Origin of the sequence: Janthinobacterium lividum (assembly GCF_011601275.1) — a bacterium.
GTDB classification, from domain to species: domain Bacteria; phylum Pseudomonadota; class Gammaproteobacteria; order Burkholderiales; family Burkholderiaceae_D; genus Janthinobacterium; species Janthinobacterium lividum_E.
In genome coordinates this window covers 26326-51140 of sequence record NZ_JAAOLY010000010.1, presented here as the reverse complement: position 1 = coordinate 51140, position 24815 = coordinate 26326, and the positions used below count along the sequence as shown (strand labels likewise).

Here is a 24815-nt window from a genome sequence, read left to right as displayed (position 1 = left end):
CTGGTATTACAATTACTGCGCCAGATAGCGTTCCGAACGGGGACCGTACAGCAGGCCGTTCGGCACGCCGGCCGACAGCAGCCGCGCGTTCGCCGTACCGGCGATAGGATGGCTGGCATCGGTGCTGGTGTTGATGATCTGCTTCACGGCCGCCGTCACCAGGGCGCCGATCAGGCCGCCGCCACCGCTGTTATTGCCTTCATTGCTAGACGCGCTGGCCGCGCCCTGCCACAGCAAGGCGCCCGTCTTCAGGTCGACCAGCTTGGCATCGACGGACACCACCGTCACGCTGTCGATCACGGCGTACGTCGTGCCGTACTTGGAGATCGTCACGTACAGGCCCGCATCGGCGCCAAAGATCTCGTTGAGCTTTTTCGCATCGACGCCGTGGATATCGGCGGCGTTCGTCAAGCCGTTCTGCTTGAAGGTTTCACCGACCACGGCCACCGGCAGCACATAGTAACCCGCTTCTGCCAGCGGATACGTTACTTGCGCGTAGACGCTGTTGCCGGCATTGACTTCCGGCGAATTGTTCAACGGCGGCAAGACCACGATCGAGCGGGGCTTGGCTGCCTTGAAGGCGGTGTAATCGTATGCCGCCTGCTTCGTGGCGCAACCGACCATGAAGATGGCGGGACCCAGGCACAGGGCCATTTTCAACATGCGCGACATCATAATTTTTCGCCTTTTTTCAATTTACCCAACAGGAAGTCCATGTACGGCGTCGATTCCGGGAACAGTTTCTTCTCGTCTTCGAATTGCGCGGCGACCTGCTCCGGCTTGCCCGCGATCGAGTACAGCATGCCCAGGTGGGCATGGAAGCCCGGCGGCGCATGATTGCCTTTCGCAGCGATCATTTGCAGGTCTTTTTCCATGGCGGCCATCTGCTGCTCCGGACTTTCGCCTTTCAGGTATTCATACACTTGCGGCTGGTAGCCTTCCCATTGGTACAGGGTCTTCGATTGCGTGGCGCAACCGGTCAGGGCGGCACAGGCGAGCATGGCCAGCAGGGCGGCGCCCTTGTTCATCATTGTTTTCATGGGATACCTTATTGTTTGCGCATTGCGCCCGCTTCGACGCCAGCCACCAGGCGCTCGACCGCTTCGCGCATGGCCAGGTCCAGGACTTTGCCGTTGAGGGTGGCGTCATAGCTGGCGGTGCCGCCAAAACCCAGCACTTCACGGTTCGACAGGCTGTATTCGCCGGCGCCGCCGGCCGAAAACACGACTTCAGACGTAGCGATATTGACGACGTTCAAGGTGACCTTGGCATACGCCACTTGGGTCTTGCCGCGGCCCATGATTCCGAACAATTGCTTGTCGCCCACTTCCTTGCGGCCGAATTCGGTCACGTCGCCCGTGACGACGAAGTCCGCGCCCTTGATGTTCTGGCCTTGTTTCTTGAAGTCGGCTTCCTGCTTGAGCTCGGCCATGTTGTCGCGGTCGAGGACGTTGAAACGGTTGGACGTCTGCAGGTGCGCAATCAAAATCGTTTTCGATTGGCTGCCCAGGCGGTCGACGCCATCGGAAAAGATGCCGCGCATGAAGTTGGAGCGGTTGTCGAACTTGCCGACAGCGATCAGGGTGCGTGGGCCGACATAAGGTCGGGCCGCGCTGGCGACTGTGGGAACAGCCAGGGCTTGGGACGATTCGGAAGCGCAGCCAGCCAACGCCGCGCCAATCAGCGCTGCGATCAACAACGCGCCAGGTTTATTCTTGTTCATAGTGCCCTTAAGATATGGAGGATCAGGAGTCAGCTGCAAAATTGAATTTTGGCAAGTTAATTTCCTGCTTGCAATTATATGAGATTGCAAGTCTCACAATTCTCTCCAAAAGTAACGATGACAAAGATTACATTGTTGCTCGCCACATACAGATGTGCCCCTGCTTGACTTCCCTGGCCCGATTCATTAACTTACTAGTAAAAATGCGTGTCGTCAGCGCCACTTCCACCCACGCTTCCCCCCTACCTGGATGGGTCTCAGGCCATGCCGACACACGATCATTCCCCGTCCCATCCGCTGGCCACCGCGCTGGCGCTCTCGCTGGGCGCCGCCGTCGCCCTGGGCCTGTCGCGCTTTTCCTATGGCTTGCTGCTGCCGCCCATGCGTGCCGACCTGGGCTGGTCTTACCTGCTGGCCGGGGCCATGAACACCTTCAATGCGCTCGGCTATTTTCTCGGCGCCCTGGCCACGCCCGCGCTGATGCGTCGCCTGGGCGTATGGCGCCTGCTGATCATCGGTTCCGTGCTGGCCAGCATCTTCATGCTGATGTCGGGCCTGGTCAGCGACACGACGGCCCTGTTCCTGCAGCGCGTGTGCGCGGGCGTCGCCAGCGCCTTCATTTTCATCGCCGGCGGCGTGCTGGCGGCGCGGCTCGGTTCCATGCACAGCCAGCGCGCCGGCTTCTACATCGGCCTGTATTACGGCGGCACAGGCTTTGGCATCGCGTTGTCGGCCCTGCTGGTGCCGGCCGCATTGGCCGCCGCGCAAGACCACGGCGCCGCGCACGCATGGCAATGGCCCTGGCTGGCACTGGGTGTCGCCTGCCTGCTCGCCACCGCCATCATGGCCGTGCCGGCGAAGGCGATCGGCGAAGCGCCGCGCGCCGTCGACACGCCGCGGCGCTTCGCCTGGCGCGACTTTGCGCCCAGCCTGGCCGGCTACTTCATGTTTGGCGTCGGCTATATCGGCTACATGACCTTCGTTATCGCCCTGCTCAAGCAGCAAGGCATGAGCGCCACCCTGATCACCGTGTTCTACACCTTGTTGGGGCTGGCGGTGGTGGCGTCGTCGCGCATCTGGGCCCGCATGCTGGACCGCTACAAGGGCGGCGAATCGCTGGCGATCCTGAATGGCGTGCTGGGCGCGGTGACCATCCTGCCCGCACTGACGAGCTTTGCGCCCGTCGTTTTCATTTCGGGCCTGGTCTTCGGCGCCGTGTTCCTGTCCGTGGTAGCCTCGACCACGGCCCTCGTGCGGCATAACCTGCCGCAGCAATCCTGGACGGCCGGCATCAGCGCCTACACGACGGTGTTCGCGCTGGGCCAGATCGCCGGCCCCATCGTCGTCGGCTGGATCGCCGACGGCCCGGCCGGACTGGAGCGGGGATTGATCGCCTCGGCCATCGCCCTGTTCATCGGCGCCGCATTGGCTTCGCGGCAGAAGGCGCTGGCGCCGGCCGCATAGTAGACTAGGACATTGACCACCCTCGCGGAAAGAACACGATGACCGATGCACGACACCTCCCGGCAACGATGGATGCCGAAACCCTGGAATTCATCCAGGGCCTGTTTGCCCTAGTGCGCGAAGGCGACACGCAGCAACTGGGCGCCATGGTCACGCAAGGCGTGCCGGTCAACTTCCGCAACGAAAAAGGCGACAGCCTGATCATGCTGGCCAGCTACCATGGTCACCTGGAAACGTCGCGCCTGCTGCTCGAAGCGGGCGCCGACGCCAACGTCCCCAACGACCAGGGCCAGACGCCGCTGGCCGGCGTGGCCTACAAAGGCTACCTGGACATCGCCGCCCTGCTGCTCCAGCACGGCGCCAAGGTGGAAGGCAGCAGCCCGGACGGCAAGACACCGTTGATGATGGCCGCCATGTTCAACCGCCTGGCCATCCTCGACCTGCTGCTGCAACACGGCGCGCGCATCGACGCCGTGGACAGCCGCGGCATGAACGCCGTCAAGCTGGCACAGACCATGAATGCGCAGGAGACATTGGTTCGCCTGGCCAGCTTGGGTCAGGCGGCGTGAATGCGGCGACCATAGCAAAACCTTCAGCGGCGGAATGACGTATACAACCGGTCCCGCCGCACGCCCCCCCTGCCACCTCGTTTCCCCCCAAAAAAAGCCCCTGAAAAATCAGGGGCCTGGCTGTTTCAATGACCCGACGTTACCTTATGGTGCCGGACGGGACATTATTCCCACTCGATGGTCAACGGTAGCGATATGTCCTTGGCTTGAAGAGGAATATACGGATACCAGCACGGCCATACCATCAGAAATACCCTCATCGTCTCACGCTCGACGGCCAAGGTCACAAGGTGCCGGCGAAGGCCCGCCGCAAACCGACGGCTGCCTCCCAGCGCGCACCCACGGCTTGGGCCAGCGCATCGCGTGCCTGCAAGTGAGTCCGGCGCGCATCGAGCACCGCGCCCATGTCCGCCATGCCAGCTTCATACAGCCGGGCAGCATTGCCCGCCGCCGCGCCGCCTGCCGCGTCCACCCGCCGCCACTCCTCCAGGGCACTGCCGGAGGACGTCCATTGGCTCAGCCGCGACTCCACATCGACCAGTGCGCCCAGCATGGCTTTCTCGTACTCGGCCATCGCCTCCTTCGCCCGCGCATCCCGCACCGCGATATTGGCGCGAACGCGGCCGCCGTCCAGGATCGGCATACTCAGCGACACGCCATAGCCAACCGCCAGTTGCGGCACCGCCGACGCCCCATGCTCAGCCAAGCGCTCGCGGGAGCCGGACCAGGCAAGCTGCAAACTCGGATAGACGTCGCGTCGCGCCACTCCGGCGCGCGCCAGGGCCGCATCCAAGGCGTGCGCCTGGCGCTGCACATCCGGCCGGCGCTCCAACAACTCGCCGGGCAGGACAGCGGCCGGCGCCCCCGGCACCTCGGTCTGCCACACGGACCTGCCCAAATCCGGGGTCTGGCTGCGCCCCAACAGCAGCGACAACTGGCGCAAGCGCACCAGATGCTGGCCTTCGATCTGCGCCAGGGTGGCACGCTCCTGAGCCAGTTCGGCGGTCCAGCGTTCCATATCCAGCGCGGTCACCATGCCGGCATGGAACTTGCGCGACGACACCTCTGCCTGTCGCTGGGCGACGTCGATCGCCTCGCGGCGCAGCACCAGGCGCTGCTCCAGCGTGCGCAATTCAAAATAGGCCGTGGCGACATCGGCCGCCAGCGCGATTTTGGTCGCCTGCCAACCCAGACGCACGCTCTCCGCATCGGCCTTGGCCGCAGAAATGCCCTGGGCGCCGCGGCCGAACAGATCGACTTCCCACGCCGCGCGCAGGCCCAGCGATGTCCGTTCCATTTTAGGGCTTCCAGCACTGTCGCGTCCGCGCTGGGCACCGGCCATGGCATCCACCCGTGGACGACGGTCCGCCTCGGCTCCGTCCACCAGAGCACGGGCCTGCTCCAGACGGGCGGCCGCAATTTTCACATCCTGGTTGGCCGCCAGCGCCGAGATGATCAGCGCATCCAACACCGGATCACCAAACTGCTGCCACCAGGCGTCGCCCACAGTGCCGTGGACGACGGGAACAGCTCCCACCCAATGGGCGGGAACTGCCAAGTCCGGTGCGCTTGGCGTAGTGCCGGGCGCCATGCTGGCGCAACCACTCAATGCTGCCATCACGGCGAACAGAGGAAGGGAATTCAGAATTTTCATTGATACACCTTTTCAATTGACAACGGTTTTTCAAAACTATACTATACGTATAGTAAAGAATCAAATGAAAAGGAAATCAGCATGGCTATCTCGGAAAAACGGACCGGTCGCACCAGCAAACGCGACCAGCTGCTCGATGCTGCCGCCGCCATCGTCAGCAAGCACGGCGTTCAACAGCTCACCATCGATGCAGTGGCAATGGCCGCCAATGTCACCAAGGCCGGATTGATTTATCACTTCAAGACCCGCGACGAACTGCTGGGGGCACTGGTTGAGCGCATGGCGCAGGAATTCGATCTGCAGACCTTGCCTCAGGAAAGCCTGACCATGCGCTCCGCGCTGAGCCGGATGTCGCAGGAGACCTTCGAGATGACGCAGGAACAACGCCAGCTCATGGCCAATTTGCTGGCGGCCGTTTCGTCCTACCCGCAGCTGATCGCGCCGGTGCAGGCCTTGTACGCACGCAACTATGACTGGATGACCCAAAGTGGCGAACGCGCCGACCAAGCCATGATCCTGGCCGCCGCCCTGGACGGCATCGCCCTGCTCGAATTACTCAATTTGCATCAATTTACCCCCCAGCAGCGCGCAGCGATGCGCGCCGCTCTGGACAGCGCTATCCGCGCCCTGCCCTGAACCGTCTCATATCCGCATTTTTAAGGAAGATCCCATCATGCGTTCCCGTTCTCTCTGCGCTCTCAGCGCAGCCCTGCTATTGGCTGCCTGCGTTGAACACGCTCCCCCGCCTGCGCCGTCCGCAAAACCGGTAAAGATTGAAGTTGCCGGCGACAGCGCCAGCCATCCCGCCGACAGTTTTGTGGGCACCCTGCGCGCGCGCCAGCGCACCGACCTGAGTTTTGAAACGCCCGGCCGGCTGACCATCATGAAAGCCGACGTCGGCGATCAGGTGCGCGCCGGCCAGGTGCTGGCGCAACTTGACCCGGCACCGGCGCGCTGGCGCCTCGACAAGGCCATTGCCGACCGCAACGCGGCCAACGCCACGATGGCTGAACGCCAGACCTGGTTGCGCCAGCAGGAAGCCCTCGCACGCGACGGTATCATTTCGCCAGCCGCATTGCAGGCAGCGCAAGCGTCACACCAGCAGGCCGTAAGCCAGCAGGCCGCTGCCGAAGCGGCTGTGGCCACGACGCGCCGCGACCTGGAATTGACACGCATCACGGCACCGTTCGATGGCCAGGTTGTAGCCCGCTTGGCACAACCCTTCATCGATGTCGCGCCGGGCCAGGCTATCTTGCAGCTAGAGTCAGGCAATGCGCTGGAACTGGTCGCTCAACTTCCAGACTCGGTGGCGGCGCGCCTGAAACCCGGGATGACAGCCCATGCCCTCAGCGGCCATGAACGTGTGGCCGTCAAACTGGAACGTCTCTCCAGCCGCAGCGACAATGGCTCGCTGGCACAGGCCATTTTCCGCCTCGAACATGCGCCCGCGAGCATGCGCAGCGGCGCAGCCGTCGCGCTGGAACTGCCGCTTCAAGAGACGCAGTCCCTGACCCTGCCAGCGAGCGCCATCATCGCCGCCAATGACGCCAAGGGCGCCACTGTCTTCGTCGTCAAGGACGGCAGCCTGCAGCGCCGGGTGGTCGGCACGGATGGGCGACTGTTGCCCGCAGGGCGCGTGGCCATCAACAGCGGCGTGACTGCAGGCGACCAGGTGGTCGTGGCGGGCACCGCCTTCCTGACTGAAGGCCAGGCAGTCGTCGTGCACCGTTCGCAAACCCTGCTGCAAGGAGCACGCCAGTGAAGCTCACGTCTTCCGCGCTCAATTCGAGCCGGCTTACCTTCTTTGTCGCGCTGCTGATCCTCGTCACCGGCGCCTTTGCCTTCCTCACTTTCCCGTCCCAGGAAGAGCCTTCGGTGACCATGCGCGAGGGTGTCGTGTTCGTCGCCAATCCCGGCCTGCCGGCCGAACGCCTGGAGCAGTTGGTGGCGCGGCCGCTGGAGGAGCGCCTGCGCCAGCTTAACGAACTCAAGACCGTCACCAGTACCGTGCGGGCGGGCAGCGTACTGCTGCAAGTGAGCCTGCGCGACGATGTCCGCGATCTGGTGCCGGCATGGCAGCGCATGCGCGCCAAGGTGGACGAAGCCGTACCATACTTCCCCGCAGGCACCCTGCCGCCACAGGTGGACGATGATTTTGGCCGCGTCGCCATTGCCTCGATTGCCATCACGGCGCCCGGATTCTCGATGAGCGAAATGCGCGCGCCACTCAAGCAACTGCGTGAAGGCTTGCTGCGCGTGCCGGGCGTGCAAGGCGTAAGCTTCCACGGCCTGCAGGAAGAACGCGTGTACATCGAATTCGACCGCGCCCGCCTGGCTGCGCTGGGTTTGTCGAGCGCCAACGTACTGCAGCAATTACAGCAACAAAATATAGTCCAATCCGGCGGCCAGGCCGTCATTGCCGGTCTTAACAGCGCGGTGGTGGCATCGGGCGAAATACGCTCGCTGCCAGAACTGCAAGCCTTTCTGCTCAGCGTGCCGGGCACGGGCAAGTCCGCCGTGGCGGCCAATGTGCGCCTGGGCGACATCGCCCAGATTCAGGTAGCGAAAGCCGACCCTGTCGAAAGCGCCGCCATCTACCGCGGCGCGGATGCGGTGGTGCTGGGCGTCTCGATGCGTTCCGGCCAGAACATCAAGGCCGTGGGGAAGGCGCTGAGAGAACGCGTAAGCGAGCTGGAGCGCCAACTGCCGGCCGGCTTTACCCTCGACTATGCGACCTTCCAGCCCGATGTGGTGGCTGCCGAGATGGGCCACATGAACCAGGTGATGCTGGAGACGGTGGTGATCGTGATGATCGTGGTAGTGCTATTCCTCGGCTGGCGTGCCGGCGTGGTGGTCGGCAGCATCGTGCCGCTGACCATTCTCGCCACCCTGCTGTTGATGCGCTCGCTCGGCATCGAGTTGCACATCGTTTCCATGGCCGCCATCATCATTGCCCTTGGGCTGCTGGTCGACAACGGCATCGTCATCGCGGAAGACGTCGAGCGCCGCCTGGCAGCTGGCGAAGAACGGCGCCATGCCTGCGTCGAAGCCGGCCGCACGCTGGCCATCCCGCTGCTGGCTTCCTCGCTGGTGATTATCTTCGCGTTCTCGCCTTTCTACTTCGGCAACACCTCCACCAGCGAGTACCTGCGGCCGCTGGTCGTGGTGCTGACACTGGCCCTGCTCGGTTCCTGGCTGTTGTGCCTAACGGTCACGCCGCTGCTGTGCTACCACTTCCTGCAAACGGGTCATGGCCACGACGACATCCCCAAGCCGAGCCACTTCTACCAGGCCTACGCCAGCACGATCCGCCGCGTGCTCGATCACAAAGGCGTTTTCCTGGCCGTGATGTGCACCGTGCTGGTGCTCGCCCTGGCGGTGCTGGGCAGCCGCCCGGCGGGCTTCCTGCCGTCGTCCGACCGCCCCCAGTTCCAGGTCGAGCTCGAACTCCAGCCAGGAAGCGACGCCCGCCGCACGCAGGACGTGGTGCGCGGCTTGAGCAACTGGCTGGGCGATCGCAAGGCCAATCCGGACGTCACCACCAGCATCGGTTATGTGGCCGAAGGTGGTCCACGCGTGGTCCTCGTGCTGAATCCACCCCTGCCTGCCTCGAACATCGGCTACTTCACCGTCACCGTTGCCGACCCGAAGAAAATGGATGCGGTCATGGCGCGCACCCGGGTCTGGATGACGGAGCATCACCCCGACGTGCGCGTCGACGCCAAGCGCTTCTCCCGCACGAGCAATGACTCGGGCGCGGTGGCCTACCGCATCTCGGGCAACGATGAAACAGTCTTGCGCGCCATTGGCTTGCAGGTGGAAGCCGCGCTGCGCCCCCTGCCCGGCCTGGAACAGGTCAAGGATAACTGGGGACCGCGCCTGTCGCGCGTGGATATCGAGATTGACCAGAACAAAGCGCGCCGCCTTGGCATCAGCAGTGAAGAAATCGCCAGCGCACTGGCCACCCGCAATAGCGGCGCCGCAGTATCGGTGCTGCGCGACGGCGACACCCTGGTGCCGCTGGTGGTGCGCGCCAGCCAGGCCGAGCGCGCCCGTCCCGAAGACATGGCCAATACCTTGGTCCAGCCTGCGGCCGGCGGCGCTCCGGTGCCCTTGTCGGCCATCGCCACCGTGAAGCTGGGCTCGGAGCCTTCCACTATCCGCCGCCGCAACCTTGAACGGACGCTGACCGTCAGCGCACGCAACGCGCAAGGCACGGCGCAGCAAGCGGTCGACCTTGCCGCGCCAGCGATCGCCCGCATTGCGCTGCCACCGGGCTACCGCATTGAAATTGGCGCCGAACTGGAGGAAGCCGCCGAATCGAACGCAACTCTGGGCAAATACCTGCCGGCGGCCATGGTCGCGATGTTGATACTGTTCATCTGGCAATTCGGCTCCTTCCGCAAGCTGGCCCTGATCATCGGCATCATCCCGTTTGCCATGATCGGCGCCGGCCCGGCGCTGGTGATTGCCGGCGAACCGCTGGGATTCATGGCCAATTTCGGACTGCTGTCGCTGGCCGGCATCATCGTCAACAACGCCGTGTTGTTGCTCGAGCGCATAGAAGTGGAACTGGCGGCCGGCCTGCCGATGCGGGAAGCCGTGGTGGCCGCTGCCGTGGCGCGTCTGCGGCCGATCGTGATGACCAAACTGACGTGCATCGCCGGCCTGATTCCGCTGCTGCTGTTCGCAGGCACGCTGTGGACCGGCATGGCCGTCACCATCATGGGCGGCTTGTTGCTCGGTACGCTCATTACGCTGGGCCTGGTCCCGGTGCTGTACGAGCTATTGTTTGACGGCCGCATCGCCGCCTGGGCCGCGCGCCTCACTGGTTCGCAACGCCAGCCGACTCAACAGGCCGTCGGCTAAGTTCGGTTCCTCGTTTGGCAAGCCCCGGGGTGCGCCCCGGTGCTTGCCTTTTTTTATGCGATGAATACCCGCGCCCGACCAGATTACCCTCCGATCCGCCGTAACTGGAGCATCAGCAACGGCTGGCTACTTTTGCTCAATTCTCCCCCGTTTGCGCAAGCTGGTTCCGCTCAGGCTGCGCCTCGTCTATAAGGTTTGCGGTCTTTGCTCGTTCCAGCGCAGCCAGCTATGCGTACCACGGCGGAAACCTAGGACAATCGGCCAAATGAAATAGAGTATGATCGCGCAAGACACAACTTGGGCGGCCAAATGACAGATGCGATCGAAATCCTCCGGCACAACTACAACGGCGCCTACCTGCAAAGAAAATTCCTGTCCTATCGCGCCCAGACTTGCCTGATCATCCTGCTCACCGCCGTCATGGGCGTGAGCGGATGGATTGTCGATTACAACATCGATCCGGACGCCGCACCTGGCCTCGTATGGATGCGGCTGTGCTACGGGTGGCTGGTCATTCCCGCCTGGTACATCTGGCGCACCGAGAGTCATCGGCGGGCAGCACTGTGCGCGCTGGTCACACTAGTGTTAGCACAGGTGCATGATATTGCGATCCTGCACCGGCTGACGGGCGGACTGTCAAGCGCTGTCATGAGTTTTGTGTTCTACCCGCTGGTCGTCACTTTGCTCTGTCTTGGATTTTCCCTGTTCGTCAACTGGTTGGCGCTGGCGCTCGTGACACTCAGCCCGCTCGTGCTTGCCTCGACCGGCTGGCTGCGCGACTTTCCGGACAAGCTGTATAGCCTGATCATCTGGCCGACCTCGATTTTCCTCGCTTGCATTTGCGTGGCGTTTGCGATGGGCTACCACCGGCGCTATCTGCTCGAGCGCGCGCTGGAAGATGCCTCCAACACGGATCCATTATCGGGCGTCGCCAACCGCCGGCATTTTCAGTACCTGCTGCAGCGCGAAACTTCCCGTCTGCTGCGCCTGGCCCAGCCATGCTCGCTGCTGATGCTCGACATCGACCATTTCAAGCGCATCAACGACAACTACGGCCATCCCACCGGCGACCGGGCGATCAAGGCGCTGGCCCATGCCTGCACCCTGAACTCGCGCGATGTTGACGAGGTGGCGCGGCTGGGCGGCGAAGAATTCGCCATCATCCTGCCTGGTGCCAATGCGGAGGGAGCTTTCCAGTTGGCCGAGCGCATCAGGGCATATGTCGAAGCGATGCAGTTTGCCAGTGACGATGCACAGGCCATCCGCTGGACGGTGAGCATCGGCATTGCCAGCCTGGAAAACGGAGTGCAGGCGCAGGCTAGCGCCGAGTCCCTGGGCGAGCAACTGGTTGCCCGGTCCGATGCGGCTTTATACGAAGCCAAGAACGCCGGCCGCAATTGCGTGCGGGGGCCTTGATTTAGGCTATGTCACCGTCAGATGTGGGAATGCCCCCAGTGTTGCCTTCAATAATGTTTCCGGCGAACGGATGCGTCCGGCGTCGAGTATCCAGCGCCAGCCCAGGTAATTCGGCAGGTAACGGGACGCCACGCCATGAAAGGGCCGTAGCCAGTCCCGCAGGCGGCTGTGATATGCATTGACGTTCTGCACATGCACGGCGCCCTGCACGCGGATGCCTGCGCGCAAGTTGACGGCCTGGTGGCTGATGTCCGCTTCACGGGCAAAGGCGCGATAAGCGGCATGGCCATCGGTGACCAACAGAATATCCTTGTCGATCATGGGCAACAAATAATCGTGTACCTGCGCCTTCGTCAGCGCCCCTTTTCCCGTGACGAAATCGAGGGTCTGTCCAGTGCGGTCGCGCGCCACCAAGATGCAGACCTGCTCATCGGAAATGCCGCGTTTGCGGGCATGGCCGCCCCGGCGGCGGGCCGGACGCGTCATGTGCCGCGCGCCCTTTTCCGATTCGAGCACATATAGTTCGTCCGCTTCGGCGATGCCATGCAGGCAATGCGGCCGGTCCGTTTTTGCCAACGATAAAAACCGGTGGCGCCAGCGAAAGGTTGTGTTGCGGTGCACGCCCAGTTGTGACGCCGCCTTGCGCACGGAATCCGAGGCCAGCAAGCAATCGGCGTAATCGAGCCACAGTGATTTATGGCGCAAGCGCGCCAGCGGCGTGCCGCTCAACGCATTGAAGGTGCGGCCGCACGGCACGCACCGGTAGCGCTGCAGTCCATGTGCATGGCCATGCCGGTGAGCATGATTGCTATTGCAGGCAGGACAGTGCAATCGCTGCCGGGCCACGCTTTCAGCTAGTGCCGCGGCAGCACCCTGCGGTGCGCTGCCTCGCAGCAGAGCGATACCCACCAGGCGCTGGCGACGGTTCAGTGCGGCGAACTGGTCGATGAAGGTGTTCCATTGGCCTGTCTGCATGGAAGGCTCCCGTTTGTCTGCGATACACAGTCAGACAGCAGGGACACTGGAAGATTCCCGGATTTCCCCTACTTAGCGGGGACAGAGCCTTGATTTACGCCGACTGGCGCGGCGCTACGAAGGCCAGCGCCTCCTCAAAGCTCTGCAGGACCAGGTCCACATGGACGGCGACTTTGGCCGGTTCCACCGCCACCGCTTCGCGCGGGCGGATGGTTGCCACCGAAACGTCCGGGAGCGCGCTGCGCAGCTCGGTGACGACCTTGGCCCAGGCATCGATATCGCTCTCCAGCGGATAAGCGATAAACACGGTCGAGATCAGCTGATCCGCGCCCGGATCGCCTTCCGGCCCAGCGTCCAGCCTGAGCACGTAGCTGCGCGCATCCAGGCCCGCCTCGCGCAATACCAGCACCAGCAGTTCGCTCATGAACTCTTCCCGCATGCCCGGCAGTGCCGTCGACAGGATGACCGAACGGGCCGGCACGTCCAGCGAGCCCTGCCAGCGTCCCAGCCGTTCTTCGCGCCGTTGCCGCAAATGGGCACCGATGTTCTCGTTCAGCAGGGAGATACGGCGCGCACGCGCGCTGGCCTTGGCCTGCCCCGCCGCCAGCGTGTCGGCCACCATGGCGACGGTGGCGCGGAACTGTTCCTTTTGGCTGCCGAGCATACCGGAACTGGCCAGCGCCAGCCCGGGCAGCATGACCTTGTCGCAATAGTGCGCCAGCGTTGCCTTGCGCAGGAAGGCATGCGCATCGTCAATGATGGCGTCGGCCTCGCCGCTCAGCACGCGATGATGGAAACGCTGCGCCGCGTTGGTATGAGGCGCCTCGGCAAACAGGATGCAGATTGGCTCCAGGCTCTTGATGTAGCGCCCGGCCACAACGATGCACAACGTCAGAGGTGTCGACAGCAGCAGGCCAAGCGGTCCCCAGATTGCGCCCCAGAACAAGGCGGAGACGATGACCGCCAATGGCGACATGCCGACACTTTGTCCATAGACCCGCGGCTCGACCACGTGCGCAACCAGTAGCTCTAGCAGCAGAAACAGCACCATCGCATACACCGCCAGCGTCCACCCCGGATCGACCGCTGCCGAGAACAAGGCAATCGCCGCGCCTGCAATAAGGGCTCCGATATACGGTACAAAGCGCAGCGCGCCGCACAGGCTACCCCATAGTGCGGCGTGCGGAATGCCAATCAGCCATAGCGCCAGGCCGATCACCACGCCGAAAGTCACATTCAGGACCAGCTGTGTAAAGAAGAATCGGGAGACCCCTTCCGCAGCGTCCTCCAACCCTTGGATGGTGCGGCTGACGTCGCGCTGCCCAACCAGGCGCAGCACGCGGTCGCGCAAATTTTGCCGGTCCAGCAGAATGAAGATCAGGAGCACGAGAATCAGGAAGGCCTCGCCCAAGGGACCGGATACTACGCCGATGGCCTTGGCAATCGAGTCGCTGGTGCTGACCCGCTCGCGAATCTCGACCGGCAGCGGACGCGGCCCCGCCTCCGGCAGCGTCCCGGCAGGCTCGCTATCGATCAGCTGCGGCGCCAGGCGGGACAGCGGATGCTGGACCATCTGTTCCAGCCGCCGGGTCTTGGCACGAATCTCGGCGCTGTACTGCGGCAGGTCGGACGACAGCGCCATCACGTTCGCGCCCAGCACCGCAAAGGCGCCGACAAACGCCACGATCACCAGCCCCAGAGCGCCAAACGTCGCATGCACGTGCGACAATCCGAGCCGCCCCATCGCCCGGATCACCGGCGCCAGGGCCAAGCTCAGCACCAGCGCGGTCACGATAGGTTGCAGCACATCCTGGGAAAAATACAAAATCGCCAGCACGCACGCTGCCGTCAGTGCAAAGTTTGCTTTCATTACCGTTCCGTTAAATAAAAAAACCCAGCTGCCCCTCGGCCGCTGGGTGAAAGCCATCCCTGAGCGGACGGCGGAGACCACTAGCTTGAAGAGTGCGGCCTGCTCTGGAGGCGCTCCAGCGCGCAATAGGCGTGATGCAGGGAGAAGCCGAGGAAGGACCATGCAAGCAAGGCGAACGAATAGAAAATCACGTGATCGTCATCGCCGGGAATATGGTAGAAGTCGTAAATGCTCGCAATGGTCTGAGCGAACAGCATGGCCAGCACGACGCTCGCCGCTTGCAGCTTCTCGCCGGCGCGCGCCAGCCTGAAGGCAAAACCGAGGAGATAAACCGAAAACAGCGTCCACATCACCAGATAGAAATACGGCTTCGCTTCAATCAGGAAGTCAGCCTCCCATACAAACACGGTGACCACCAGGCCGGCGGCAAACAAGGTCACGTCCACGAACGTTGAGGGCTTGAACCGGTGTGTCACAGCCATCAGGCCCGCGATAGCGATCACCGGTATCCCGAAGGCGCGGGAAAAGGCATCGCAAAACAGCGAGATGTTGAGAAATTCTGGAACTTCGGTTAAGGCATTGATCAGTAAATTCGTCGCCGAGAACGCCACAACCAGCCACTCCCCCCCGAGCAGGAAATTGCGCTTCTTGAGGAACTTCACACCGTAGTTCAATGATGTCGCGATCAACACAGTATCAGCGAGACAATAAATATAGTACTTGAATTCCATGACGGTTCCTGGTGGCTATTTTCAAAGTAGGTACATCGTAACAAAGATAGGACAATAAACCAATTATATGGAGTAAAAAAAACGATAGGAAGGTCCTGTCGTTTCATCTCCGCCACAAGCGGCCATCAGCGGCCACGCCTCCGTGTCAAGGTTCGCCGGGCGAAACAGCGTTCCCGGCCCGCAGCGCCAGCGGCGTCGCGCCAAACCAGAGACGGCAGGCGCGCGTCAAAGCCGATTGCGCGGGAAAGCCCAGCATCAGTGAGACCTGGCCGATCGTCATCCGCGTGCCGCACAAATATTCCTGTGCGAGCTGCTTGCGGACTTCGTCCTTGATCGCGCCAAAACTGGTGCCCTCTTCCGCCAGCCTGCGCTGCAGTGTGCGCGGATGCAGGGCCAGCAACCCGGCGACATTGGACTTATCGCAGCTCGATGTACCCAGCGTGCGCCTCAACGCCAGGCGTACCCTCTCCGAAGCACTTTGCTCGGCCACACCGAAATTGCGGAAGATATAGTCCTCGGCGACCTGGCGAAACGAAGCGTTGGCGCCCTGCACATTGGCGCCAAACGTCTTGCGAGAAATGTAGAGAGTAGCGCCAGACGGTTCCGCCAACAGCCTGGCACCAAAGAAGCGCTCGTAGACCGCACGGCTGACGACAGGCTGGTGCGACAGCGAAACGGCACACAATTCGTAGTTATCGCCAGCAAACAGGCGTAGGAAATTATGCGCATCGGCCAGGCACAAGTCGCTATTCTGGCGAGTGACGATCGGGCCGGAGAGACGCACTTCCACCGAAACGGCCACCGTATTGGGCACGTTCGACGTGCGCTCATCGACCGAGACGACAATGCCTGGGCTTTGAACAAACAGGTAGCGAATCACATCATTAAGTGCATCGCGTACGGTCGGTGCATTGCGCATCACCAGGCTCAACGGTCCCAACACCTCGATGCTTTGATGCGACGACATGCGCAGCCCGAAGTCTCCCAGCCCGGTTACTTCGGCGCTCGCTTCCAGCAGATGCGTAGCGGCGCGCAACGAGATCAGTGCATCATCCGCGCTGAGTACCGATTCGTCGATGTGATAGCGGCGCATGAGCGGCGCGGGATCGTGGCCCATTTCGCGCATCAGCGCCTGGTAGCCATGCAATCCCCTTGCGTGTACATTGGGTTCCATGTCTCAGAATGTAAAAAAATAGTCTCGCCATGTCAAGCAGCGTTGCCACATGACCGCTACAGTTGGCGCTTGGAGCATATACATACATACAAGGGAGACATCCAATGAAGAGCCATTTTGATGTACTGATTATTGGCGCCGGCCTGTCCGGCATAGGCATGGCCTGTCATTTGGCGAAAGCGTGCCCGACCAAACGGGTGGCAATTCTGGAACGGCGGCAGGCAATTGGCGGCACCTGGGACCTGTTCCGTTACCCCGGCATCCGGTCGGACTCGGACATGGTCACTTTTGGCTATTCCTTCCGCCCGTGGCGCCAGAACAAGGTGCTGGCTGATGGCCCCGAGATCCGCCAGTACATAGAAGACGCGGCGCGCGAACACGGCGTTGACCGCTGGATACGCTACGGTACCATGATCGACGGCGCGAGCTGGTCGACCGAGCATCGTTGCTGGACTGTCGACGCGCACGACGAAGCGAGCGGCGAAAAGCTCAGCTTCACCTGCAAGCAGCTGGTGGCGTGTACCGGCTACTACAACCATGATCAAGGGTATCTGCCCAAGTTCCCCGGCGAAGAGCAATTCAACGGCTTGCGCATTCATCCACAACAGTGGCCGGAGGACCTCGATTACCGCGGCAAACGCATCGTGGTGATCGGCAGCGGCGCAACCGCCGTCACGCTCATTCCCGCCATGTGCGATAAGGCAAGCCATATCACGATGTTGCAGCGCTCGCCGAGTTATGTCATGACCGTGCCCGGCTACGACAAGGTTGCCGCCGCGCTCGGCTACGTGTTGCCGGCAAACTGGGTGTATGGCATGGCGCGCTGGCGCAATCTGCGTCTCCAACAAGGCGTGTACAAGGCGGCCAGGCGCTGGCCGCGCCAGGTCCGCTCGTGGCTGCTGAATCATGTGCAAAAACAGGTCGGCAACAAAGTCGACATGCAGCATTTCACACCCAAGTACAACCCCTGGGACGAGCGCCTGTGCGCCGTGCCGGACGGCGACCTGTTCAGGGTACTGCGCGAAGGCAAGGCTTCAGTGGTCACGGACCAGATCAAAACCTTCACGGAAAACGGTATCCTGCTGCAATCGGGACAACACCTGCAAGCCGACATCATCATCACCGCCACCGGCCTGCAACTGCAATCGCTCGGTGGCATGCGCCTGAGCGTGGATGGCGAAAAAGTTGAACCTGGCAAACTGATGAGCTACAAAGGTGTCCTGCTGCAAGACGTTCCGAACTTTGCCTACCTGTTCGGCTATACCAACGCCCCGTGGACGTTAAAGGTCGAAATGTCGGCGGACTATCTGTGCCGCCTGTGGCAGCATATGGATGCGGTCGGATCCGACGTGATGACCGCCCGCGCGCCGGCCGGCGAAAAACTGGACGAGTCTGTTCTGGGCTCGCTGCAATCGGGCTACGCCCAGCGCGGCCAAGCGCTGCTGCCGCGCCAGGGTCGCTCGCTGCCGTGGCGCGTGCTGAATAACCTGAAAGCGGATCGCACTATGCTGCTGCACGATGCCGTCACCGATGATGCTCTGGAGTTGCGCGGGCCAGGCCAGCTGAAGACCGCATCGTTCCCGCGTCGCGCAGCATGAAGGCGCACAGCATGGACTCGCATTTTCTGAGCGCGGGCGAAACCTGCGCCGGCACGCTGCTGCTGCCGGCGTCGGCGACGCGGCCGCCGGTAGTCATCATGGCAAACGGCTTCGGCGGCATCCGCAGCGCCGCGTTGCCGGAGATCGCACAGCATTTTGTGGACGATGGCTATGCGGTCTACCTGTTCGACTACCGCAACTTCGGCGATAGCGAGGGACAGCCAAGGCATTGGGTGAGTCCGCGACGACACCTGGCCGACTGGAAGGCGGCGCTCAGGCACGTGCGCGGCCTGGCCCGCATCGATCACGACAAGATCGTACTGTGGGGGACTTCGTTCTCAGGCGGCCACGTGATTGAAACGGCTGCACGCGACCCGGGCATCCGCACGGTCATTGCGCAGGTACCCCACGTCAGCGGCATCGCCAGCGTGCTGCAACTGCCGCTGCACATCAGCTTCTGCCTGATGCTGGCGGCGCTGCGCGATCAGCTTGGCCGTATCGTCGGCCGGCCGCATTACAGCCGCATCGTTGGCCGCTCCGGCGAAGTGGCAGCCCTGTGCAGCGCGGAATGCTGGGATGGTTATGCCCGCCTGATTCCACCGGGCGCAAGCTGGGACAATCGGGTGCTGTCGCGCATCTTTCTGGAACTGCCGTTCTACAGCCCTGCCCGTTCGGCGAGGAAGGTGAAGGCGGCGACCTTGATTATTGCCGGGAAGCGCGATTCGGTCACGCCCGCCGCTGCGGCGCAGCGGGCTGCCAAACGCATCCCGAACTGCGAGTTTCATCTATTGGATGGCAACCACTTCGAACTGCACCAGGCCAGCGAAGCTGTGTGCCAGCACAGCATCGCCTTGCAACTGGCTTTCCTGAAGCGGCAAATCGCAGCCTGAGAGTTATTTGGGGGAGCATGCCGGAACACGGCAAGCGCCTCGCTCAGTTCTGCGGTCAGGTCGGACAACGCCACCGTCGCAGCGGATACATCCTCGAGCAGCCCGGTATTGGGCTGCGTCATGCCACCACTCCCCTTGATTGCACGGCCAATCTGCTCAATGCCGCTGGCCTGGCGCTGCAATGCCACGCTGATTTCGCCCATGATGGTGTCCACTTTGCAGATCGAGGCGACGATCTGCCGCATAGTGCCACCGGCCTCGTCCACCAGCACACTGCCTGCCGCGACCTTGGCAGCGGAATCGCCGATCACCACCTTGATTTCCTTCGCGGTGGCAGCGCTACGCTGCGCCAGATTGCGCACCTCGCTGGCAACGAGCGCAAAACCACGTCCCTGCTCGCCTGCGCGTGCCGCCTCCACCGCCGCGTTCAGTCCAGGGATATTGGCCTGGAAAGCGATGCCGTCAATGACAGCGATGATCGCCGGCGCCGCGCCGTCCTCGGCCCGTGCGGCCGAGAACACCGGCGGCACATACAGCAGTGTCATGATTGTTGTCGTTTTAAAAATTTTTAAATGAAATAGTTGCAACTTGGCAAGCACTACTCAGCGCGCGACCAGCCCCGCCAGCGAGAGCAGAACGGGGGGAGTGGCGCCGGCGGCAAGGACGGCGGTCAGCGGTTCCCGTTCGGCCCGCTGGGCCAGCGTGAAGGTGGCGCCGCCATCGGTACTGCGCAGCACGGTCCCGGACATGCCCGCCACCAGCACGCTGCCATCGGCCTGCTGCGCGATGCCGGTCAATGACAAGGTGGTGTTCGAATGCAGTGCCTGCCAAGTCCTGCCATCGTCACGGCTGCGGTACAGATGGCCGCGCATGCCGCAGACCAGCAAGGTACCGTCGGCCAGCGCCGTTCCGTACCACAGCGAGCCCTTGCCGCCTGCAGCGGCCATGTTCCAGGTCGCGCCGCCGTCGGTCGAACGGTAGACGGCCCCGGCTTCGCCGGCGACCAGCAGCGTCCCGCGCTGCGAGACAAACACGTGGTAGAGATGGCGGTCGGCGTTGTCGCCGCTGCCGAGATGGCGTTCGGTCCAGCTGCGGCCGCCATCATGGGTTTCGATGGCCCAGCCATACAAACCGACCGCAAAGCCATGTTCCACGCTGTCAAAGTGCAGCGACAGGACCGGCTGCTCCAGGCCCGGGGTGGCGCGCAGCAAGGTCCAGTTGTCGCCGCCATCCTGCGTGCCCAGCACCACGCCGTCATGGCCTGCGGCGTAGCCGCGCCGTGCATCGAGGAACTGGACGCTGGTCAACATGGAGCGCACCGGCACAGCCTTGGCCTGGCGGAAGCGGACGCCGTCGTCGGACAGCAGCACCACGCCGTGGTCGCCTACCGCGACCACGCGCTGGCCCGCCAGGGCCGCTGCCAGCAACGGCGCCCCGGTTGCGTTGGGCACGCGCTGGGCTGGCAGCAAGGACGGCCAGCGTTGTGGTTCGGCTGCTGTCGCCTCGCAGGCGACCCGCAGAACGATCAGGATCAGAATGAAGTGTCTGAAAAAATACATGGCTGCCCTTCTAGTGTTGTAAGGCGGCCGGCATGCGCACCGGCCCGGTTCGGGGAATCACCCATTCCAGCACTGCAGCAACCGCAGGCAGCAGGGTAATCGCCATCACCATATTGACGAGGAACATGAATGTCAGCAGCGCGCCCATGTCAGCCTGGAATTTCAGGCTGGAGAAGGTCCACGTCGCGACGCCGACCGACAAGGTAATGGCGGTGAACACCGTGGCCAGGCCGGTTTCCGTCAGCGCCATTTCCAGCGCCTCGGTAAATGCGCGGCCATGCGACAGCTGGACCTGCAAGCGGTTATAGATGTAGAACGCATAGTCGACGCCAATGCCCACCGCCAGCACCATCACCGGCAGGGTCGCCACCGTCAGGCCGATTTCCAGTTCCTTCATGAACCAGTAACCTATCCAAGTGGCCACCGTCAGCGGCAGGCAGCAGACGATCATGGCGCGCCAGTCGCGATAGACGAGGAACACCAGCACCAGGATGGCGGCATACACGTACAGCATCATCGGCGTTTCCGATGCCTCCAGCACTTCGTTGGTGGCGGCCTGCACGCCGGCGTTGCCGCTGGCCAGACGCAGCTTGACGCCGTCCAGCGTATTGGTATCCCGGAACGTCTTCACCGCCTCGACCACGCTCTTGATGGTGGTGGCCTTATGGTCAGGCAGGTACAGATTGACGCCCTGCACCCGGCAATCGCCGGACGACAGGCCCGCAATCCGGTTGTTCACACCGGCGAACTGCGATCCCAGACCGCGCGGGTCGCGCGTCAGCGTGGCCAGCTTGGGATTGCCCTCGTTCAGGCCTGCGTTGTACAGCTTGAGCTGCCCGGCCAGCGAATCGGCCGACACCACGCCTGGTACGCTGCGCATCAGCCATGTGAACTCGTCGATGTACAGGAACTGGTCGGCGCGCGAACAGACTTCGCCCAGGCGCGCCGGCGTCGCCTCGAACACCACCGTCAGCCAGTCGAGACCAACGTCGAATCGGCCGACGATGGCAGCGGCATCGCGGTTGTAGCGCGACTCGGCGCGCAGCTCCGGCGCGCCAGGCTGCAGGCTGCCGATATGGCGGCCCTGGCTTTGCCAGAACGCCAGGCCGAAGATGCCCGCACCCAACAGCGTCACCAGCAGCGCATTGCGCGGTCGGGCGATACGCGCCACCGCCTGCAGCCAGCCGCTGTGCTTTTCGCGTCGCTCCAGCGCATCGCGGGCGAATGCCGGTGTAAAGCGGAAGAACGAGGCGGCAACCGGCAGCATCATCAGATTGGTCAGAATCTTGTAGCCCACGCCGATGGCCGCCGTGATGGCCAGCTCGCGTATCATCGGGATCGGAATCAGGATCAACGTGATAAAGCTGACCAGTGCCGTGATCAGCGCCAGCGATCCGGGGATCAGCAAGCCTGTAAAGCTGTGCCGCGCCGCTGCCGCCGGATCGGCGCCATGCGCCACTTCGCGGATGATGAAGTTGATTTGCTGGATGCCGTGCGACACGCCGATGGCAAACACCAGGAAAGGCACCAGGATCGCCAGCGGGTCCAGTCCGAAGCCCAGCAATTGCAGCGTGCCAAACTGCCACACCAGCGAGGTCAAGGAGCAGGCCAGCGGCAGCAGGGTCAGGCGGATCGAACGGCAATACCAGTAGACCGCCAGGCCGGTCAGCAGGAACGCCACGGCAAAGAACCGGGTCACCTCATCCGAGCGGTCGGCAATGTCACCGATCTGCTTGGCGAAACCGATGATCTGGATTTCCACCTTGGCGTTTTCAAACGGACGCCGGATCTTTTCCTCCAGCTGCCGGTTGAACTGGATGTAGTCCAGCTTCTTGCCAGTGCGCGGGTCGGTGTCGACCAGTTCGGCGGTGATCAGCGCGCTGCTCTGGTCACGCGCCACCAGGGTGCCAACATGGCCGCCCGCGATGGTGCGCTGGCGCATCTGCGCGATCACTTCACCGTTCAGCTTTTCCGGCACGATATCGCCGCCCGCCACCGGTTCGGCGCGGAAACCATCCTCCGTGATCTCGGTGAAGAACACGTTCGGCGTCCACAACGAGGTCACGCTGGTGCGTTCCACGCCAGGCAGATAGGTGACGGCATCGGTCACCTTCAGCAGCTGGGTGAGCGCCTCCGGGTTCCAGACGTCGCCCTGGCGCGCATGAACAGCGATGGTCAGCCGATTCGCGCCGAACAGCTGGTCACGATACTTTTCGAACGTCTCGATGTACTCGTGGCCCTGAGGCATTTGCTTTTCAAAGCCGGCCTCCAGGTGCAGCCTGGTGGCGAGCACGCCCATCAGGACGGTGAGCGCCGCCAGCGCCAGGAGGAAGATCCGCCGGTGCCCGAACAGGGCCGTTTCCAGACGGGTGATAAGATGGGAGAGCATTAGAATGACGACGCCAGGCTGATGGACATGAAATTACGGTCGCGCAGCAAATTGCTGGCACCACCGCCCCAGTTCTGCGTGAAATCGACGCGCAGCTTCAGCTCCGGCTTCACCTTGAAATCGATGGCGGCCCCCAGCACTGCGGCGCCCGCCCCCTTAATAAAACCCGGCAGCGCCGTCGCCGCTACGCCTGACAGACCTTGTGAGATCGCAATGTCCGGCGCCAGCGATGCGCGCGTGCCGAACACATTCGGGTACGTCACCGAAGCCGCCGCCACCATGCCCCACGAGGTCCGGGTCGGCAGTGTGTAGTCGGCCGTGACGGCATACGGCACGCTGCCGTCCAGCTTTAGGCCCGGATAATAGGCGACTGCAGTCTCCCCCGTGATGGTGCCCTCGCTGGCGCCCAGGGCGCGCAGCAGGCCACCCAGCGAACCCGATGGCGACAGAATGTGGATACCGGTCAGATGCAGTTGGTAATGCCGGGTGTCGACCCAGCCGCGGCAAAACGTCTCCACCGGCGCCACCGTGAAATCGGCCAGAGCGTTGCAATAATGTGCATTGCGCGGATCGATGACCGCACTCGGGTCGATGGCGACGCCGTCGCGCGGGCGGAACGACAGCTCGGTGCCGATGGCCCACTCGCCGGCCTGGAAGTTGTACGACACGCCAAACAGATTGCGGTGCGTGCCGTAGTCCAGCATGCCTTCCAGCCCAAACGGATTGGCCGTCGTGCCGGACACCCGGTAGCTGACAAACGGTACCTTGTCGTCGTAGCGCGTGAAGTACAGGCCCAGCTCATTGCCCGACTCAGGGAACTGGTAGCGCAGCGCAATGCCGCCCTGCCCGTTGTGCGGCGCGTGGTCGCCGGCGCGCGGGATGATGGTGCCGGTGCCGAGGATGGCGCCCGCCGGATTGGCCGCCGGGTCCGCCAGTTCGGCGGCGCTGAGACGGCGGTCGTACGGCGCGCCGGTGACGGGATTCGGCCCGGTGATGACGGTGGCCGTGTTGCCGACGCTCCCGGCAGGGAACGGGCCGATTCCGGCCGGCGCGGCCGCCGCATTGAGGAGCGAGGTCGGCAGATAGACTGCGCGCCCGCCCTTGCCGGCAACATTACTGGTCGAGAAGAAGGTGCCCGGCGCATCGAACACAAAGCTGTTCCACTTCCACTGATAGAACGCTTCCACGCCGAGGCCATGCGCCAGCGAACTGCTGAACGACAGCATGGGCGACGGAATGAACAGATTCTTGAGCGGTGTGCCCGGCTGGTGCGCAGCCGGAATATAGATCGGATTGATCGAGTTGACGCCACCGGTGATGTAAAGGTCCTCGCCCCAGCTCAAGACCTGGTTGCCGACGCGGACGCGAGCCTGCTGGGCGCCGATATCGAACTCCTTGGTCACGTAAGCGTCGAGCCAGCGCGGATTGCTGACGGCGAAATCCTTGGCCTCCCGGTCGAGCGGACCGTTTTTCGTGCGGTCGATGGCGAAGTCCTGGTTGACAACGCCTCGCAACAGGCCGCTCCAGCCGTCGCTGGCTTTCACATACAGGTCGGCCGAATATTGCAAGTTGGCCGATACCACCTGCCCTCGCTTGTAATGCAGATTGCCCAGGTCCTGATTCAGGCGCAGCGTATCCAGGTTGACCGAGTACGCCTCCGGATTGCCGGCCTGCAGCGGCGTGATCGCATCGCCCACGCAACCGCCGTTGTCGTTGCCGAGGTTGCGGCAGTTCGGCTGCGAGGTGCGCACTACCGCCCCCATCGACACCGTCGAATCCAGGTTCACCGTCCAGCCGTTGGCCAGCGGCCATTCCGCCGCCGCCACCGATCCGGCCATCGCCCACGCTCCCAGCACGGCCAGGCATGCTTGCGTCCGGACCATGCGCATCTTCACTTTATCTTGTGTTTTCATCTCCACCTCTCGTCATGGCGT

The 24815-nt window shown here is 63.0% G+C and carries 19 protein-coding genes and 1 pseudogene; 8 read left to right on the top strand and 12 right to left on the bottom strand.

The window, feature by feature from the left end:
* Positions 1-12: 12 nt before the first annotated feature.
* From GYK42_RS16345 to GYK42_RS16335, 3 genes are read right to left on the bottom strand one after another with little or no spacing between them, the layout of a single operon-like run.
* The gene (locus GYK42_RS16345) at positions 13-675 is read right to left on the bottom strand and encodes a DUF799 domain-containing protein (RefSeq protein WP_046684982.1); all 663 of its coding nucleotides are present in this window, start codon (positions 673-675) and stop codon (positions 13-15) included.
* Positions 672-1031: a DUF4810 domain-containing protein gene (locus tag GYK42_RS16340; protein WP_198511281.1), complete on the bottom strand. Its 360-nt coding sequence runs from the start codon at positions 1029-1031 to the stop codon at positions 672-674. Before GYK42_RS16340 ends, GYK42_RS16345 begins: the two co-directional genes overlap by 4 nt.
* 17 nt (positions 1032-1048) lie before the next feature.
* Positions 1049-1723, bottom strand: coding sequence for a CsgG/HfaB family protein (locus tag GYK42_RS16335; RefSeq protein ID WP_166448336.1), 675 nt, complete (start codon positions 1721-1723; stop codon positions 1049-1051).
* 264 nt (positions 1724-1987) lie between these two features.
* Between GYK42_RS16335 and GYK42_RS16330 the strand changes: the two genes are divergently transcribed.
* Together GYK42_RS16330 and GYK42_RS16325 are read left to right on the top strand one after the other, a co-directional pair.
* Entirely contained in the window at positions 1988-3187 is a 1200-nt protein-coding gene (locus GYK42_RS16330; protein WP_166448335.1) for a YbfB/YjiJ family MFS transporter, read from the top strand.
* Between the two features lie 38 nt (positions 3188-3225).
* Positions 3226-3756 carry an ankyrin repeat domain-containing protein gene (locus GYK42_RS16325; protein WP_166448334.1) on the top strand — a complete coding sequence of 177 codons (531 nt, stop codon included), beginning with the start codon at positions 3226-3228 and terminating at the stop codon, positions 3754-3756.
* A 283-nt stretch (positions 3757-4039) separates the two neighbouring features.
* Here the strand turns inward: GYK42_RS16325 and GYK42_RS16320 are convergent, their stop codons facing one another.
* The gene (locus GYK42_RS16320; RefSeq protein WP_240943618.1) at positions 4040-5410 is read right to left on the bottom strand and encodes an efflux transporter outer membrane subunit; all 1371 of its coding nucleotides are present in this window, start codon (positions 5408-5410) and stop codon (positions 4040-4042) included.
* Between the two features lie 81 nt (positions 5411-5491).
* On the opposite strand from GYK42_RS16320, the gene GYK42_RS16315 reads away from it, so the two are divergent.
* The 4 genes from GYK42_RS16315 (at position 5492) to GYK42_RS16300 (ending at position 11695) form a co-directional block, all read left to right on the top strand.
* Complete coding sequence (locus tag GYK42_RS16315) at positions 5492-6046, top strand: TetR/AcrR family transcriptional regulator (RefSeq protein WP_166448333.1); 555 nt, start codon at positions 5492-5494, stop codon at positions 6044-6046.
* A 37-nt stretch (positions 6047-6083) separates the two neighbouring features.
* The gene (locus GYK42_RS16310; RefSeq protein ID WP_166448332.1) at positions 6084-7172 is read left to right on the top strand and encodes an efflux RND transporter periplasmic adaptor subunit; all 1089 of its coding nucleotides are present in this window, start codon (positions 6084-6086) and stop codon (positions 7170-7172) included.
* Positions 7169-10279, top strand: coding sequence for an efflux RND transporter permease subunit (locus GYK42_RS16305; protein ID WP_166448331.1), 3111 nt, complete (start codon positions 7169-7171; stop codon positions 10277-10279). Before GYK42_RS16310 ends, GYK42_RS16305 begins: the two co-directional genes overlap by 4 nt.
* A 309-nt stretch (positions 10280-10588) precedes the next feature.
* Positions 10589-11695, top strand: coding sequence for a GGDEF domain-containing protein (locus GYK42_RS16300; RefSeq protein WP_166448330.1), 1107 nt, complete (start codon positions 10589-10591; stop codon positions 11693-11695).
* A gap of 6 nt (positions 11696-11701) precedes the next feature.
* Here the strand turns inward: GYK42_RS16300 and GYK42_RS16295 are convergent, their stop codons facing one another.
* From GYK42_RS16295 to GYK42_RS16280, 4 genes are all read right to left on the bottom strand, one after another.
* Entirely contained in the window at positions 11702-12670 is a 969-nt protein-coding gene (locus tag GYK42_RS16295) for an IS1595 family transposase (protein WP_166448329.1), read from the bottom strand.
* A 94-nt stretch (positions 12671-12764) separates the two neighbouring features.
* Positions 12765-14540 (bottom strand): AI-2E family transporter, encoded by a 1776-nt coding sequence (locus GYK42_RS16290; protein ID WP_166448328.1) that lies wholly within the window; start codon positions 14538-14540, stop codon positions 12765-12767.
* 80 nt (positions 14541-14620) lie between these two features.
* Positions 14621-15271 carry a hypothetical protein gene (locus GYK42_RS16285; RefSeq protein ID WP_166448327.1) on the bottom strand — a complete coding sequence of 217 codons (651 nt, stop codon included), beginning with the start codon at positions 15269-15271 and terminating at the stop codon, positions 14621-14623.
* Between the two features lie 145 nt (positions 15272-15416).
* The gene (locus GYK42_RS16280) at positions 15417-16445 is read right to left on the bottom strand and encodes an AraC family transcriptional regulator (RefSeq protein WP_166448326.1); all 1029 of its coding nucleotides are present in this window, start codon (positions 16443-16445) and stop codon (positions 15417-15419) included.
* Positions 16446-16549: 104 nt separating this feature from the next.
* Between GYK42_RS16280 and GYK42_RS16275 the strand changes: the two genes are divergently transcribed.
* Together GYK42_RS16275 and GYK42_RS16270 are read left to right on the top strand one after the other, a co-directional pair.
* Positions 16550-18043, top strand: a complete 1494-nt coding sequence (locus GYK42_RS16275) for a flavin-containing monooxygenase (protein ID WP_166448325.1) — start codon at positions 16550-16552, stop codon at positions 18041-18043.
* A gap of 11 nt (positions 18044-18054) precedes the next feature.
* The gene (locus GYK42_RS16270) at positions 18055-18933 is read left to right on the top strand and encodes an alpha/beta hydrolase (RefSeq protein WP_240943617.1); all 879 of its coding nucleotides are present in this window, start codon (positions 18055-18057) and stop codon (positions 18931-18933) included.
* Here the strand turns inward: GYK42_RS16270 and GYK42_RS16265 are convergent.
* The 4 genes and pseudogenes from GYK42_RS16265 to GYK42_RS16250 all read right to left on the bottom strand — a co-directional run.
* Positions 18825-19412 (bottom strand): annotated as a pseudogene (locus GYK42_RS16265) (methyl-accepting chemotaxis protein); the annotation flags it as partial. The gene GYK42_RS16270 and the pseudogene GYK42_RS16265 overlap by 109 nt on opposite strands.
* Before the next feature lie 123 nt (positions 19413-19535).
* A complete protein-coding gene (locus tag GYK42_RS16260) occupies positions 19536-20492 on the bottom strand; it encodes a WD40/YVTN/BNR-like repeat-containing protein (RefSeq protein ID WP_166448322.1) in 957 nt (318 codons plus the stop codon).
* 10 nt (positions 20493-20502) lie between these two features.
* Positions 20503-22881 carry an efflux RND transporter permease subunit gene (locus GYK42_RS16255; RefSeq protein WP_166448321.1) on the bottom strand — a complete coding sequence of 793 codons (2379 nt, stop codon included), beginning with the start codon at positions 22879-22881 and terminating at the stop codon, positions 20503-20505.
* Positions 22881-24794: a DUF1302 domain-containing protein gene (locus GYK42_RS16250; protein ID WP_240943616.1), complete on the bottom strand. Its 1914-nt coding sequence runs from the start codon at positions 24792-24794 to the stop codon at positions 22881-22883. Before GYK42_RS16250 ends, GYK42_RS16255 begins: the two co-directional genes overlap by 1 nt.
* Positions 24795-24815 lie beyond the last annotated feature (21 nt).